This is a genomic window from Enterobacter sp. GER_MD16_1505_Eko_090, from assembly GCF_003331015.1.
GTDB lineage: Bacteria > Pseudomonadota > Gammaproteobacteria > Enterobacterales > Enterobacteriaceae > Enterobacter > Enterobacter roggenkampii.
Genome location: NZ_PUQF01000010.1, coordinates 145,135 through 160,030, shown reverse-complemented (window position 1 = coordinate 160,030; position 14,896 = coordinate 145,135). Strand labels below are relative to the sequence as shown.

Here is a 14,896-nt window from a genome sequence, read left to right as displayed (position 1 = left end):
CAAAATAATGATACTTTGAGTTTACATAATTCTTATTTTTGAAAAGGGCTTTTATGCAAGCACATTTGTTAGAAGAATTTTCTATATACGGGTTGAATGACGAGTCAGATGTACATCTAAAATTTATTGACAACCTAAAGGTAATCGTTTCAGAAAATGGCTTTGGCAAAACCACTATAATTAGCTTGCTTTATAGTTTCCTCAAGAACGATAAAAAGATAAATAAATTTAACTTTAAAAGTTTGAGCATTAAATTACAAGACCAGGAAGAGATTGTTTACCCAAAAGAAATAATAAAAATATTATTTGAAGATGATTTTCCTAGTGCTTTTAAGTTTATTGTAAGGCATCTAGATCAGAAAACTTTAAAGAACTATAACAGAAGATTGGACTTTCAATTAAGCAATCAATTTGTAATTAGCTTAATAATTTATTTTATTTGCAATCGTCATATTACATCTAAACTTGATAAAGTTGAAATGAGGCGATTGATGTTTAAGGATTTACATCTTGAAAGTGAAGATTTATTTCCGATTGTTTTGAATATTAAAAATCTTGTTGAATCTTATGGTTACTATTTTGATTTTGAAGGTTTTAAAGTTAATTTTGCTGATTTAAAAGAAGCAGTAACATTTATCTGTGAAGACTTATATGTTGACTCAAAGTTGACGTGGGACTTTCAGCCATTTTATGATAAGATGCAGATGTTACTCGTAAATGTCGGCCAATTTAGCAAGAAAGAATTTATATACCTTCCCACATATAGACTTGTTGAAAGCAACATCAGTTCTTTCAAAAAAGACGATGAAGATGATGAGGAATATCCATTTGGTGGGCTGAGTGAAGCCAAGGCATTCTTTAAAGATAATCCGCTTATCCAGTTTGGGGTTGACGATATAAAAGATACTTGGGCCATGCTTACTAACAGGATACGAAGTTCCACTACCCAAGATTTTTTAAAACTTTCTGGAGGATTATTAAAAAACATTATCAGTAATAAAAAGGTTAATGAGAAAAACATCTCAGAATTAATTGAAAGTAAAGATTCTATTCTCAAGATTTTATCTCGAATAGATTCAAAAACGATCGATGGTAAGGATAAAAAGAATCTATTAAGCATAATAGACCGAAGGGAGTTTAATCCAGCAAATAATAATAACTCTCTTTTCTATATCCTTGAAAATATGGTTACTATTTACAATAATCAAAAGCATATCGATGAGGCGATTGTTAAATATAAAAATGTTGTTAACGAATTTTTTAATGATAAGTCGGTAATATTCAACGAGATTACATCTGAAATATACGTTGAGAAAAAGAAAGGCAATAAAAGAATTGATATTGAAAATCTCTCCTCTGGCGAGAAGCAAATTTTATCATTATTCACAAAAATATATTTGGCAGAACTAGATGATTTAGACAGGAAATACTGGATATTCTTTGATGAACCTGAAATTTCTTTGTCTATAGAATGGCAGCAAATGTTGCTTCCAAAGATCATTGAGTCCAATCGCTGTGAGTTTATGATGGCTGCAACACACTCGCCATTTATTTTTAAAAATAATCTCAAATCTTATACTAGCGATTTGGCATTAGAAGTCATGGAGTTGCAATAATGACTAATTTTACTAATACTGGACGCGTCGGTTTGATGGAGGAAATGGCTGAGGATGAATCGGTTATTTTTCGAAGTTTTTTGCGTAAATTTAAAGAAGCAAAAGGTAAAATGATCTTTTTTTTTGAAGGAATAGATGACTTAGATTATTATTTTCCTATTTTTGAATCCAGTTTAGGACCTCATACGGAAAATTGGGTGAGCCTAGTTTGCTTTGGACGAAGTAATGTATTTCAATTAGTACATGATCTTAAGTGCCATACCTTGCAAGCTTATAAAGAAAGCTATCATTTTGGTTTCGTCGACAAGGATTACCATGAAGTTGAGGATAACATTTTTCCCGAAAAAATATATGTTACACCAACTTACTCTATCGAGAATTTCTATGTTTCAATGAAATTTTTCAAAAAGATCCTGCGACATAAATTTTATCTGGCTGAAAACGATTCAGAAAATGATGATTTTAATCTTATATGTGGAAACTTCACTTCCAGAAGACAGGAGTTTGTATCTCAGATTACAGAGTTAGATGCATTGTTGAGATGTAATAGAATAATGTATGAAGAAAATGACATTGTCTCTAAAATAAATGCAAGGGATATTAATTTAAATAATTTCATCCGCATTAGTTTGAATGATGTCTCGTTAAACACAGATGCCTTTACTATTCTTGGTAAATCAATTGAGGACTTTGAAAACAGCGCGTTGGAAAGTTCACGGCAGTATTATGAAGGAAAAGACACCTCCCAACTGGTTAAGGTTATTCGTGGAAAGTTTATGTTTTATTTCATGCACCAATATCTGTTTAGGTTGAAAGAGGATAATATAAAAAGAAACCCTTCATTTTTCCCTGATTCATACAGACTATCTCGCGCGCCCAGAGAAGAAAGACGAATTTTTACCAAGACAAGACTTTCATTAAATAAAGAGTCCCAAGATATACTTTCTGATTTATGTCAGTTTGCGGACGTACCAAGTTGTTTGACTGATTTTCTTTCACATATCCGGCGTGAGTGTAACGAGAATTTAGCTTTAGTTTCATAGCAACTTTATCGATGAGTGGAGGGGGCATTTCCTCCACTTTTTAATGTCAAACTGTTCTGGTTTTTTATATCTAATAATTGGCTATATAGTTACGATAATACTCGTCTGGCATCAAACATGCCCCGTAGCTAACCAGGCGCTGCGTTCCCTGTTTCACCTTTTCCAGAGTTGCCATATGATCTTCATGCATGTCTCTAAGCGAGTTTGTTAGTGCAATAGCTAACTGTTTATTCGACTGCATTTTCAGTTGCAAATAGTTTTGTGCCATTTTATATAACCTTGGAGTATCATTACCTTATTATCATTGATCATGTTTGATAGAGGGGCAACATCGAAAATGGGAAAGCGCAAGAGTGCTCTGGTTTATGTCCTGACCGTCATTATTTTTTTGCTTATTATCCCTGAGATCATTCTGCGTGTATGCACGTCCGAGCAACTTGGCCGTCTCAGCGACTTCACCAGTTTAGGTGGCTTGTTAAATCCACTATTATCCTTGCTCATCTTCCTGGCACTGTTGTCAATCATACTGGCCGTCATTGCTATTGCATTGGTTAAGCGTATTCTTCGTACGAGATGATTTGCTTTCGAGCGACTCATAGCACCCGCCAGCCGTTACCGCTATGAGTCCAAAACCGTCAGCACAAAAATTTTCATTCCCCCCAGCAATATTTCCCTCCCTCATCCGTCTACCTCATCACACGCCATAATCAGTTACGGTAAACGAGGTAAACACCATGAGAGATTTTGAACTGCACGGCAGAGGTCACGGGCGCGGATTTGGTCGCCACCGTATGGGCAAAGGTTTAATCATCGGCGCGGTGATTTTCATCGTGCTCGGCCTGCTGGTGATGTCCCTGTGGAACGCCTTGCTCCCGGCGATCCTGGGCGTGAAGGCCATCGGCTTCTGGCAGGCGCTGGGTATTCTGGTGCTGAGCCGCATTCTGTTTGGCGGGCTGGGGTTCCGCCCCGGGATGTTTGGCGCGCACCGCCGGATGCACGAGCGCTGGATGAACATGACGCCTGAGCAGCGCGAAGCGTTTATTCAGCAGCGCCGCGAAGGGTTTGGTCGCCACGGACGCGGTCACTGCGGCTGGCACGGTCATCGTGACGATAAGCGCGATGACGCTACGCCAAAAGCGCCGGACGCGGAGTGAGCGAGATGAAAGCCGGGGAGGCGGGCGGATCCATGCTGATTTCGGCCCTCAACGCCTGTCGCGCCCGGCTGAAAGCCTTCATTCGCGGACGGACGTCCGTGCGCGATGATGCCGACGACATTTTGCAGGAAGTGACGTATCAGCTGATGAAAGTGGAGCAGCCGGTCGAAAACGTTGCCGCCTGGCTGTTCCGCGCGGCGCGTAACGAGATGACCGACCGGGCGCGTAAGAAGCGCGAGGTGTCGCTCTCCGGCTATTTTACAGGCGAAGATGACGACGGTTATCCGGAAGACGAGCTGGCCGAAACCCTGTTCGGCGTACCGCACACGCCGGAGGAGGAGTACCTCAAGACGCTGCTGTGGGAAGAGCTGGGCCAGGCGCTGTCTGAACTCTCGCCGCCGCAGCGGGAGGTATTTGAAAAGACCGAGCTACACGGCTACAGCATTAAAATGCTGGCAGAGGAGACCGGCGCCAGCGAACAGGCGCTGTTATCCCGCAAGCACAAGGCGGTGCTGTTTCTCCGCACGCGGCTGCGGGACGTCTATGACGCGCTGACGGGCGAATAGCGGCGACAGACAAAACCTTACACTTCCGGCACTTGTAGATTCATCACTATCGTTTATGATCGGGGCGTCTTGTCACTCTGGAATGTTATGCGCAACCGTCAGCTCCTCGGAAAATGGCTTTTGATTATCACCTGTCTCGCGATGGCGCTTTGCCTCGTGCAGCGTGCGGTGATGCTCAACCATTTTTTACAGGGACTGGATCCGCAGATTTCGCTGAGTGCAGATGCCCCAACGCAAACCAGCACCGAGCAGTCCGGGCCATCGCCCTGTCAGCTAGGCGCTCACTCGCTTCTCTGCGCCCAGCCGCTGTTCTTCGACGGTGCGTTACCGGCCATTATTATCTTCTTCGCGCTGCTGCAGGTGTTTACGCAAGGGCGGGCACTGGCTCCCGCGGAACAGCCCGTTCAGGCACCGCCTCCCCGAATACACCTGAAAAACTGCGTTTTCCGTGAATGAAAAACATCGTCACCGCACGATAATTTTTCACTGTTCACGGAGTACAACATGGTTAACCTCTTCAGGGGATTCGTCTTCCTGTGGCTGTCCTGCATCGGCATTGTCCATGCGGCGGACACCGGCTGGCTGGTCTTCCCACAAAACGATCACGCCCGCATCCGCTTTCAGGCGGAGAGGGAGCAAACGCACATTAAGGGCCTGCTCACCGTTGAGCTAAAGCCCGGCTGGAAAACCTACTGGCGATCGCCGGGCGAGGGCGGCGTGGCCCCGAAAATCAGCTGGCCGGACGGCGTAACGGACAGCTGGTCCTGGCCGGTACCGTCGCGTTTCGATATCTCCGGCATGACCACGCAGGGCTATCACGATAAGGTCACTATCCCGATCGTTCTCGACGGGGTGAAGGGCGACACGCTCGACGGGACGCTGACGCTCTCTACGTGCAGCAACGTTTGTCTGCTGACGGACTACCCGATGCATCTCGATTTTACCCAGCCGGTGGATGAGGGCTTCCGCAGCGCCTTCGGGCAAGCGATGCGCGCCGTTCCGGGCTCATCAGGCGTGTCGTCGGATCTTTCCGCCTGGCTCTCTGGCGACAAGCTGGTGATTACCGGCACCACGGACGGGAAATGGGACAATCCGGGGATCTACTTTGACCCGCTGGAGGGCGATATTCTGCCCGGCGAGCCGGTTATTAAACATGACGGCACTGCGCTTCGGGTGACGGTGCCCGTGACCGACGAATGGGGAGACAAACCCGCCTCGCTGGCAGGCAAGAGGCTGTCGTTTGTGCTGACCAACGGCGAGCGGGCGCAGCAAACCACCATGACCGTTGGGACAACGCCCGAAGAGACCTCCGCACCGGACGGGACGGGAAAAATGGTGCTCTTTGCGCTATTAGGCGGGCTGATCCTCAACCTGATGCCCTGCGTGCTGCCGGTAATGGGCATGAAGCTTAACAGCATCCTGCAGGCGGGCTCGGACAGGCGTGCCATCCGGCTGCGCTTCCTCGCCACCAGCGCCGGGATCCTCACTTCCTTTATGCTGCTGGCCGGGATGGTCACCGCGCTGAAGCTGGCCGGAGCGTCGCTGGGGTGGGGCATTCAGTTCCAGAACCCGTGGTTTATTGGCCTGATGGTTGCCGTGACCTTCCTGTTTGCGCTGAACCTGTTTGGGGCGTTTGAAATGCTGCTCCCTTCTGCCGCCGCAGGACGGCTGGCGACGGCAGGGGGAGCGGGGATTGGCGGCAGCTTCTGCGAAGGGATGTTCGCCACGCTGCTGGCAACGCCGTGCTCCGCGCCGTTCCTCGGTACCGCGGTCGCCTTTGCCCTTGGCGCGCCGCTGCACGCCCTGTGGCTTATCTTCATGATGCTCGGCGTGGGCATGAGCCTGCCGTGGCTGTTCGTTGCCCTGGTGCCGAAAGCGGCCATGCTGCTGCCGAAACCCGGCCGCTGGATGAACACGCTCAGGGTCATCCTTGGCCTGATGATGCTGGCCTCCAGCCTCTGGCTGGCGACGCTGTTGAGCGTGCATCTGGGCGAGGCGGTCAGCCAGATCGTGATGCTGGCGCTGACTGCCGCTGCGCTGGTGCTGTTCGCGCTGAAGGGGCAAAAATCTTCGCTCTTGTTCTGGCTGGTGGTCATCGCGCTGTCGGCGTTCGGCGGGTATCAGCTGCGCGGTCTGCTTAACGCGCCGCCTGACGCTCCTGCACAAAGCGTTGCGCAGACTATCCCGTGGCAGCCGCTCAGTGAAGAGGCTATCGAGAACGCGCTGGCGCAGGGGAAACGGGTGTTTGTGGATATCTCCGCGGACTGGTGCGTGACGTGCAAAGTTAACGAGCACCGCGTACTCAGTCAGCCGGACGTGATTGCCGCGCTGCGCCAGCCGGACGTGGTGGCCCTGCGCGGGGACTGGAGCCAGCCGTCCGCGTTTATCGCGGATTTTCTGGCGAAGCGAAACCGCTACGCCATTCCGTTTAACGCGGTGTATGGCCCCGGCCTGCCTGATGGCGAGATCCTCTCGCCGCTGCTGGACAAGCGCACCCTGGTCACCACCCTGAACAACGCAAAAGGCTAACTGTGTCATGAAAAAATTCCTTATTACGCTTCTGCTCCTGCTGGCCCCGCTTCAGGTATTCGCCGCGCAGCCGCTGACGCCGGACCAGGAGCAGCGCGCGCAAAAGACGATCGCTGATTTCCTGTTTAACGATCCGAACTCCCCGCGCATCGGCGCGAAAAACCCAAAGCTCACCCTGGTGGTGTTTACCGACTACAACTGCCCGTACTGTAAAAAATTCGATCCGTACCTGGAGATGATTGTCGAAAAACATCCGGACGTGGCGGTGGTGTTTAAGTTTTTACCTTTCCGCTCGGAAAGTTCGCTGACCGCCGCACGAGACGCGTTAACCGTCTGGCGTGCGCATCCTGAGCAGTTTATGAAGCTAAACCACACCCTGATGGCGAAAAAGGGGTACCACGATGACGCCAGCATTCAGGAGGCGCAAAAGCGGGCGGGCGTCAGCGTGACGACGCCGGACGAGGAGAGTTTTCTGACGATCAGGCGCAGCCTCATTGTGGCGGAAAAAATGGGGATCCAGGGCACGCCCGCCACGCTTATCGGCGAGGGGCTGCTTCCCGGCTGGGTGCCGTTCGAACAATTCGACGAAATGGTCAGTGAAGCACTGAAAAACCGCTAACCTGAAGGGGGCGTAATGCCCCCGATAAACCGGAGAGGGAAATGAAAAAATTACTGTTACTTTCGGCGCTGGCGACGTCAGGGCTGGTACAGGCGGCTGAAGCCATACCGGATGTGGTGAAGCACTTCAGCGAGCAGCAGAACATCAAAATCATCAAGAAGCTGGATGCGCCGGGCGGGGCGCCAGCCTGGCTGGGGCAGTATCAGGATATGGGCGTGACGCTCTTTTTAACTCCGGACGGCAAGCACGTCATTTCGGGCTATCTGTACGATGACAAAGGAAAGAACCTCAGCGAGGGCTACTTCCAGAAAGAGATCTACGCCCCGATGGGACGCGAGATGTGGAAAAACCTCAACGCGGCGCATCCCCTGAAGGAAGGGGCCGATAGCGCCCCGCGCAAGGTCTTTGTCTTTGCCGATCCGTTCTGTCCGTACTGCAAGCAGTTCTGGTCCGAGGCGCAGCCGTGGGTGAAGGCCGGTAAGGTGCAGCTCAATACGCTGCTGGTGGCGTTCCTCAACCCCAACAGCGGACGCAACGCCGCCGCCATTCTGAATGCGAAAGATCCGGTTGCGGCCTGGCGCGAATACGAGCTCTCCGGCGGCAAAAAACTGCCCAAGCCTGAAGGCGAGGCTTCCCGCGAAACGGTAGCGATACTGCAGAAGCACCAGGCGCTGATGGACAGCCTGGGCGCTAACGCCACGCCGGCTATTTATTATCTGAATGCGGAAAACGAGCTGCAGCAGGTGGTGGGGATGCCGGATGCACAGCAGCTCGAGGCGATGTTCGGGCCGAAGCCGTAAAAAAAACAGGCAGAAACGGGCGTTTCTGCCTGATCGTGACTTAGCTACCCCAGCGTCCCCGGAGGTAGTTTACCGCCTGCTGGGTCTGCGGCTGGTTCAGGTAATCTTCCCGGAACAGGATGGTGCCGTTGACGTTGGGAAGCGAATCGTTGAGATCGAGCTGCTTTTTCAACTCCGGCACGCCGCCCTGAACCGTCCAGTCCGGCTCTTTTTTCGACGGCTCGCCAACCTTGTAGAACGCAATGCCGATATACAGGCGAGTGTGGGTCGGCTTCACCACGTCGGCCCACCATCTGGTCAGCACGTCGTAGCGCGCGGCATCCCGGGAGAAGGGCCAGTAAATCTGCGGCGCGATGTAGTCCAGCAGGCCCTGCTGCACCCACTGACGCGTATCGGCGTAGGATTCATCATAGGCCGCGGCGCCGCGGGTGTCGGAGCCTGCCGGGTCAAAGGAGCGGTTGCGCCACACGCCCGCCGGGCTGACGCCAAACTCCACGTTGGGTTTTGTCTGCTTGATCGCGCGGGAGACCTGGACAATCAGCTGCTGCGTGTTGTGTCTTCGCCAGTCGGCTTTTGAGGCAAACCCCTGGCCGTACTGCCGCCAGCTCTGCGCGTCATTGAGCGCGGATCCCGGCGATTCGGCATAGAAGTAATCATCAAACTGCACGCCGTCTACCGGGTAGTTCGCCACCACTTCGGTCACCACTTTGGTTATCCAGTCGCGCACCTCCGGAATGCCCGGGTCGAGCACAAAGCGGTCACCCGAGATGCGGACCCATTCCGGATGCTGGACATAAACGCTGGACGGCGTCTGGTATGACGTCCGGTTCAGGGCGGCGATGGTGGACGGTTTGGTGTTGGTCGACACGCGATAGGGGTTAAACCAGGCATGGACCTTCATGCCGCGCTTGTGCGCTTCATCGAGCATAAACTGCAGCGGATCGTACCCCGGATACTCACCGATGTTGCCGGTCAGCGTATCTGACCACGGTAAAATTTTGGATGACCAGAGCGCCGTGCTGTCCGGCTTCACCTGAAAAAATACCGTGTTGATGCCGAGCTGCTTAAGGTTGTCGAGCTTTGCGATCAGCGCCTGCTTTTGCATCGCGATACGCTGGTCCGCGCTGCGGCCATTCACCGAGGCCACCGGCGGCCAGTCGAGACGCGAGACGGTCGCCAGCCAGATGCCGCGCATCGGGGCGTTTGCCTGCGGCGTCGGTTTACTGACGGTGGGAAGAGGGGTAACCAGTGATTTGGGTGGTTTTGAGGAGCAGCTTACAAGTAAAAGCGCGCAGGCAGCCAGCGCACCAATCCGTTTTACGTGTCGCGTCATTTGCGTATTAGCTCTTGATAATCCGACTGTTAGCCCAGGGATTAAAGGCGGGCGCCGCCTGCTCTGTATTTCCCTCATCGCTGAGAGAGTCCAGATACAGGGCTTCAACCTCCGCGCGCGCCCACGGGGTGCGGCGCAGAAATTTCAGGCTCGATTTAACGCTGGGGTCTTTTCTGAAACAGTTAATTTTGATGCGGTCACCCAACTCGCTCCAGCCATATTTCGCCACCAGGGCGTTGACCATCATCTCCAGCGTTACGCCATGCAAAGGATCTTTGGAAATATGTGCAGTCATAGGCGTCCGGATGTCTCGATTTTTAGGGGATTGGGGTAAACGCTGAAAGGGTACAAGAAAGCAGGGGAAGCGGCAATTTTCCTTTTCCCCTCGCTTACTTTATGACGGACTCCGTGCGCTGATTTTCGCCGACAATTTTTCCCGCGCTGTTTTCAATCGTAAACCGAATCGACACGTCGTCCTGGCCCACGGGCGTGGCCGTGACCGCTTTTACCATCGTTCCCGAGTCTGCTGCGATCGTCATCGTCGTCGTGCCATTTGCCAGCACCTTATCGCGCTGGGTGATGCGCCAGATCAGACGGCATTCGCGGCACGGTTTCCAGGTGTCGTTGATGGCCCACAGACGCACGGTCGCCGCCGCCCCGGATTGCCACTGCGCCGTCACGGGTTCAATGGACGGCAAAACAGGCTGGTAGGCGCGCTGGAGCGCGTAAAACCCGGCTTTAGGCTTACGCAGGTAGTCCACCACGCCCCAGTTGATGGAGGGCCAGGTTTCTACAAACATGAAGTGGAACAGGGCCGTCACCGGCTGGTAGCGCTGTCGACGGTAGCTCTCTGCCGCCGTGGCCACCAGCTGCGACTGGTACGCCTGAGTATTGCGGATCATCGCCTGAATGTTGTCCCCACGCGAAATACCGGCAAACTTAAAGGTCTGGAAGGGCTGAAAATTATGGTATTTCCAGACGGTCCAGCCGGGATCGTCAGCGGCGGTCGTTTTGGGCCAGAGCGACGCCGCCGGGATGATGGTTTTTAGCGTCGATAAGCGGGGAAGCGCCTGCGCGCCGAACTCGGTGATGATCCCCGTTTTGGCCGGAGCAAGCAGGTCGCGTACGGTACCAAAGTACCAGCCCGCCCAGTAATGCTCCTCAACGGCGGAGAAGCGGTGCACGATGCGTGAGGTATCTTCGGCAAGCGTATCCGCCACCTTTTGCGTGAGCTCGCGATTCAGATCTTTATTCCAGTCCGGGAAGCGTTTTTCCATCCACGGCGAGTTCCACGGCGGTTCGTTATGCCCGCCCCAGACGATGATGGCGGGGGAATTGCCAAACTGTTCGATCATCTCCCGCGTCTGTCGAACCGCATTTTCCGTGAAAGCCGCACTGTTGTTGTAGCCCCACTGCAGCGGAACATCCTGCCAGATCATCATGCCCATCTCATCGGCCACGTCATACAACGCACGTCCTGCAACGTGTCCGTGCACGCGTATGGCGTTGGCATTCATGGCTTCCACCAGACGAAGATCGCGACGGTATTTTTCTCGCGTCATGGTGCTGAGCCAGGGGGAACCGATGTAATTACTGCCCTTAATGAAAAGGCGTTTGTCGTTAATGAGCCAGCCCTTATTGTCGGGCTGCTCGACGATCTTGCGCAGCCCGGTGCGGGTGACCGCCGTATCCATCAGGCCGTTTTCATCCCGCAATGCCACGCGAATGGTATACAGGTGGGGTTTTCCGGTACCGACGGGCCACCACAGTTTTGCCTTCGGCATGGGCAGCGTCAGCTGCACGGAATGGGCGCCGCTTTCGAGGGTAACCGGAAAATCAGCCTGATAGCGCTTGCCGCTGAAATTGGCGGGCGTGGCGGTGAGCCGTACGGTCGCCGGGCCCGGATCGAGCGCGCGATAGCGAATCTCTGCCTTTAACGCCGGGCGAGTCAGCCCCTGCGTCCAGTCGGGCCGCAGGATGGTCTCATCAAGGGTAGCGCCCCGGCTAAGATGCAGCCTCACCGGCGCCCAGATGCCGCCTGAGTTAGCGTCCTGTCCTTGCGGCGACCAGGCCCCACCGGGACGCGTGTCATGCTGGTTAAGGATCCCCTTCATGAGCGTTTTATGCAGCGGCCAGACTTTAGTGGGATCTTCGTAAGGGCTGTCGACCCTGACCACGAGCTGGTTGTGACGTTGTAACGCTGAGCGGGCATCCAGCGAAAAGCGCTGAAAATAGCCCTCATGCTTGCCCAGCGGCTGGCCGTTCAGCGTCACCTCTGCAAGATAATCGACGCCGTCAAACACCAGAGTACTCATTACGTCGGGGGGCTGCACGGGCAGGGAAAACGCGTGCTTATACCACAGCGCGCCCTGGTGATCGTACCCGGCGCTGTACCAGTTGGCAGGAACCTGAAGCGGGCGCCAGCCTGATGCGGCGGGATGTGCGCTGTCATTGGCATCCTGAACCTGCCATTCTCCTGCCAGAGACCAGCTGACCGGCACGGAGTTCGCCACCGTGTGGGTGGTCAACAGGGCAAAGAGCAGCGCGCAGTTGCGAGTCATCATGCGTTTACCCCGCGTGCGGTGAGCCACGCCATCAGGCGCAGCGATTCCTGGCGAAGGTTGTCATTCAGGGCCGCAAGCTGTTGCCCATCCAGCGCATGCGCGTCGCTTTCCAGCACCTGAAGCTGCTGTGCGAGCGTGCTGAAGTCCAGGGTGACGGCTTCTCCGCGCAGCTTGTGGGCCGCGCGGCGCAGTGCCTCGCGGTCGTTGCTGTCGATCGCCTGGGTAATGGTTTTGATTGCTTCATTTAGCCCTTCGCCAAACAGGGCCAGCAGCTCCTGCACCAGGGCGGGATCGTCAGCGCACTGCTTCAGCAGGCGTACTTCATCCGGAAAGTCGGAGAAATCTTCATGGCGCTGGAGTACGCGAGCAATCTCTTCAGCGAGACGCTCCTGGCTGATGGGTTTGGCAATGTAGCCGTCGAAACCCATGTTAAGACAGCGCTCTTTGTCCCCCTGCATGGCGTGTGCGGTCATGGCGACGGTGGGCTGAGCCGGGCCGGGGCGGGACCGTTCTTCTTCACGCAGCAGGCGAATTGCGGTTTCTCCGTCCATCTCTGGCATCTGAAGGTCGATCAGCAAAACGTCCCACGTATCCTCGCGCCAACGTTCCAGCAGCGCGACGCCATTATCGACGATCTGACAGGTGTGGCCGAGGCGCTCGAGCAGGCGCGCGGCGACCTTCTGGTTGACCAGATTATCTTCAGCCAGCAGGATCCGCAGTCCCGTAGCCCCTGGCGAGGCGACAGGCGCGGGGATGCTTTCACCCACGAGCGCCGGCGAACGTTCAAACGCGGCGGCAATCGCCTGATGTAATTCATCCTGGGCGATAGGCTTATGCAGATAGGTCTTGATCCCGATCCGCTTCAGCATATTGATATCAAAATGTCGGCTCATGGAGCTCAGCATAATGATATGGCTCTCAGCAACCTGCGGCAGAACTGAAAGCTCAAGGGCCAGCGACACGCCGTCCATATCCGGCATCTGCGCGTCCAGCAGGATCAGCGGCCAAGCCGTTCCCGTTTTAACCCGGTTGATGGCCTCGCTGGCGTTGTTAACGCAGGTGGGTTTCAGCCCCATCTGGCTGAGCATCGCTGCCAGCAGCCGCAGGTTGGTCGCGTTATCATCAACCACCAGCACGGGTTCCCCGTTAAAGCGCTGGCTATGTGGGCGCTCTCCGGGCGCAAGGGTCTGCGCCGCCAGCGGCAGCGAGAACGAAAATTCGCTGCCTTTTCCCGGCTCGCTGGAGACCGTTAATTCGCCCCCCATCGCAGCAACCAGTCTCGCAGAGATGGTTAGCCCGAGCCCCGTACCGCCATAGCGGCGGGTGGTTGAGTTGTCCGCCTGGCTGAAGGCTTCAAAAATAGCCTTCTGCTTATCTGCCGGTATGCCAATGCCGCTGTCGCGCACGCGAAAACGCCATCTGTCCGCGCTATCGTCGGGCTCAACAATCAGGATCACTTCTCCCTGATGGGTAAACTTCAGCGCGTTACCCAGCAGATTGGTCAGGATCTGGCGCAGACGCGCGCCGTCGACCAGCAGCACGTCGGGAACGTCGGGCGCAATATCGACCAGCAGCTCAATGCCTTTTTCGCTCGCCCCCGGCATGTGGGGGCGAATAAGCGACTGAATGAAGGGGCGGACCGGGACGGGCTCCGCCTCCAGCTCCACTTTGCCGGCTTCAATCCGGGAAAAGTCGAGAATGTCGTTGATGATATGCAGCAGAGACTGGGCAGAACTCATCACCAGCGTCAGGTAATCGCGCTGATCGGCACTGAGAGAGGTATCGAGGCACAGCTGGGTCATGCCGATAATCCCGTTCATGGGGGTGCGAATTTCATGGCTCATATTCGCCAGGAACGCGCTTTTTGCCTCATTGGCTTTTTGTGCCTCAATGGCCGAGGCGAACGCCTGAATTTCAGCCTCCTTGCGGCGCGTAATATCCTGCAGCGTGCCAATCACGCGCTCGGCGTTTCCCTCAATGGAGAGCGTGACCACCTGGCCGGAGAGCAGCATCCAGCGCAGACCTTCGGTAGGGTGATGCACGCGAATTTCACATTCAAAGACCGGACGATGATCCTGCTTCGACGCGTGCAGCGCCTTGCGCAGCGCAGCGCGATCGTTCTCGTGGACCTGATTGAGCAGAAAACGCACCGGATATCGCCACTGGGTGCGCGACTGGCCCAGCATGGCCAGCAGGGTATCGTTGACCTGGAGCGTGTCGCCAGACACCTGCCAGTCCCAGATCCCGATATGGATGGATTCTGCCGTCAGCAGAAAATCGTCATGCAGCTGATGACGCGCCCGCTGTGCTTCATCCAGCTCCGTGACATCGCTGTGCAGGCTGACAATGCCGCCGTCCGCAAGGCGCTGGTGCTGGACGAAGATCCGCCGCTGGCCTGCCTGCCGCACTTCGCAGTGTTTATCCTGCCGACAGTTGCGCACGATCGACTCGCGCAGCGTCTGGCGAAGGCCTGGGTCGACGTTGTAAACGGCGTCGATAAAGCGTTCCGCCAGCGCCTCAAGTGTCGTTCCCACCTTCAGCCATGGGGTAATGACCGGATAAAAAAGGGCCACGTTGTGATTCCAGGCCTGCAGGCGTTCCTCGGCGTCATAAATCATGACGGCGGCCGGCAGCGCGTTAAGATCGTACGTGAATGCGCTCATCGTGATCCT

Annotated in this window: 13 protein-coding genes; 9 read left to right on the top strand and 4 right to left on the bottom strand. The window is 54.1% G+C overall.

What is annotated here, in order from left to right:
• Positions 1-53 precede the first annotated feature (53 nt).
• From C6A40_RS13355 to dsbG, 9 genes are all read left to right on the top strand, one after another.
• Positions 54-1,616 (top strand): AAA family ATPase, encoded by a 1,563-nt coding sequence (locus tag C6A40_RS13355; RefSeq protein ID WP_045333780.1) that lies wholly within the window; start codon positions 54-56, stop codon positions 1,614-1,616.
• On the top strand, positions 1,616-2,659 hold the full coding sequence (locus tag C6A40_RS13350) for a DUF4435 domain-containing protein (RefSeq protein ID WP_045333779.1): 1,044 nt from the start codon (positions 1,616-1,618) through the stop codon (positions 2,657-2,659). The genes C6A40_RS13355 and C6A40_RS13350 overlap by 1 nt, the downstream gene beginning before the upstream one ends.
• Positions 2,660-2,996: 337 nt before the next feature.
• Complete coding sequence (locus C6A40_RS13340; protein ID WP_008501688.1) at positions 2,997-3,236, top strand: hypothetical protein; 240 nt, start codon at positions 2,997-2,999, stop codon at positions 3,234-3,236.
• A 157-nt stretch (positions 3,237-3,393) separates the two neighbouring features.
• Positions 3,394-3,813: a hypothetical protein gene (locus tag C6A40_RS13335; RefSeq protein WP_021240169.1), complete on the top strand. Its 420-nt coding sequence runs from the start codon at positions 3,394-3,396 to the stop codon at positions 3,811-3,813.
• Positions 3,814-3,818: 5 nt separating this feature from the next.
• Positions 3,819-4,379, top strand: coding sequence for an RNA polymerase sigma factor (locus tag C6A40_RS13330; protein ID WP_044596471.1), 561 nt, complete (start codon positions 3,819-3,821; stop codon positions 4,377-4,379).
• 87 nt (positions 4,380-4,466) lie between these two features.
• A complete protein-coding gene (locus tag C6A40_RS13325) occupies positions 4,467-4,835 on the top strand; it encodes a hypothetical protein (RefSeq protein WP_045333777.1) in 369 nt (122 codons plus the stop codon).
• Positions 4,836-4,883: 48 nt separating this feature from the next.
• Complete coding sequence (locus C6A40_RS13320) at positions 4,884-6,908, top strand: protein-disulfide reductase DsbD family protein (RefSeq protein WP_045333776.1); 2,025 nt, start codon at positions 4,884-4,886, stop codon at positions 6,906-6,908.
• Positions 6,909-6,915: 7 nt separating this feature from the next.
• Positions 6,916-7,527: a DsbA family protein gene (locus C6A40_RS13315; RefSeq protein ID WP_045333774.1), complete on the top strand. Its 612-nt coding sequence runs from the start codon at positions 6,916-6,918 to the stop codon at positions 7,525-7,527.
• Between the two features lie 41 nt (positions 7,528-7,568).
• Positions 7,569-8,327: a thiol:disulfide interchange protein DsbG gene (dsbG, locus tag C6A40_RS13310; protein ID WP_045333773.1), complete on the top strand. Its 759-nt coding sequence runs from the start codon at positions 7,569-7,571 to the stop codon at positions 8,325-8,327.
• A 40-nt stretch (positions 8,328-8,367) separates the two neighbouring features.
• Here the strand turns inward: dsbG and C6A40_RS13305 are convergent, their stop codons facing one another.
• The 4 genes from C6A40_RS13305 to C6A40_RS13290 all read right to left on the bottom strand — a co-directional run bounded on the left by C6A40_RS13305 (position 8,368) and on the right by C6A40_RS13290 (position 14,887).
• Entirely contained in the window at positions 8,368-9,660 is a 1,293-nt protein-coding gene (locus tag C6A40_RS13305; RefSeq protein WP_045333772.1) for a glycoside hydrolase family 10 protein, read from the bottom strand.
• A 7-nt stretch (positions 9,661-9,667) separates the two neighbouring features.
• Positions 9,668-9,955, bottom strand: coding sequence for a VF530 family protein (locus C6A40_RS13300; protein ID WP_023292372.1), 288 nt, complete (start codon positions 9,953-9,955; stop codon positions 9,668-9,670).
• A gap of 94 nt (positions 9,956-10,049) precedes the next feature.
• On the bottom strand, positions 10,050-12,221 hold the full coding sequence (locus tag C6A40_RS13295) for a glycoside hydrolase family 2 protein (RefSeq protein WP_165473212.1): 2,172 nt from the start codon (positions 12,219-12,221) through the stop codon (positions 10,050-10,052).
• Positions 12,221-14,887 carry a hybrid sensor histidine kinase/response regulator gene (locus C6A40_RS13290; RefSeq protein ID WP_058657394.1) on the bottom strand — a complete coding sequence of 889 codons (2,667 nt, stop codon included), beginning with the start codon at positions 14,885-14,887 and terminating at the stop codon, positions 12,221-12,223. The genes C6A40_RS13295 and C6A40_RS13290 overlap by 1 nt, the downstream gene beginning before the upstream one ends.
• Positions 14,888-14,896 lie beyond the last annotated feature (9 nt).

What these genes read in the sequence shown, in the direction of transcription:
- C6A40_RS13325 (WP_045333777.1), top strand. Translation starts at nt 4,467, where the DNA reads ATGCGCAACCGTCAGCTCCTCGGAAAATGGCTTTTGATTATCACCTGT.
- C6A40_RS13295 (WP_165473212.1), bottom strand. Translation starts at nt 12,221, where the DNA reads ATGACTCGCAACTGCGCGCTGCTCTTTGCCCTGTTGACCACCCACACG.
- C6A40_RS13320 (WP_045333776.1), top strand. Translation starts at nt 4,884, where the DNA reads ATGGTTAACCTCTTCAGGGGATTCGTCTTCCTGTGGCTGTCCTGCATC.
- dsbG (WP_045333773.1), top strand. Translation starts at nt 7,569, where the DNA reads ATGAAAAAATTACTGTTACTTTCGGCGCTGGCGACGTCAGGGCTGGTA.
- C6A40_RS13290 (WP_058657394.1), bottom strand. Translation starts at nt 14,887, where the DNA reads ATGAGCGCATTCACGTACGATCTTAACGCGCTGCCGGCCGCCGTCATG.
- C6A40_RS13335 (WP_021240169.1), top strand. Translation starts at nt 3,394, where the DNA reads ATGAGAGATTTTGAACTGCACGGCAGAGGTCACGGGCGCGGATTTGGT.
- C6A40_RS13340 (WP_008501688.1), top strand. Translation starts at nt 2,997, where the DNA reads ATGGGAAAGCGCAAGAGTGCTCTGGTTTATGTCCTGACCGTCATTATT.
- C6A40_RS13330 (WP_044596471.1), top strand. Translation starts at nt 3,819, where the DNA reads ATGAAAGCCGGGGAGGCGGGCGGATCCATGCTGATTTCGGCCCTCAAC.
- C6A40_RS13315 (WP_045333774.1), top strand. Translation starts at nt 6,916, where the DNA reads ATGAAAAAATTCCTTATTACGCTTCTGCTCCTGCTGGCCCCGCTTCAG.
- C6A40_RS13350 (WP_045333779.1), top strand. Translation starts at nt 1,616, where the DNA reads ATGACTAATTTTACTAATACTGGACGCGTCGGTTTGATGGAGGAAATG.
- C6A40_RS13305 (WP_045333772.1), bottom strand. Translation starts at nt 9,660, where the DNA reads ATGACGCGACACGTAAAACGGATTGGTGCGCTGGCTGCCTGCGCGCTT.
- C6A40_RS13300 (WP_023292372.1), bottom strand. Translation starts at nt 9,955, where the DNA reads ATGACTGCACATATTTCCAAAGATCCTTTGCATGGCGTAACGCTGGAG.
- C6A40_RS13355 (WP_045333780.1), top strand. Translation starts at nt 54, where the DNA reads ATGCAAGCACATTTGTTAGAAGAATTTTCTATATACGGGTTGAATGAC.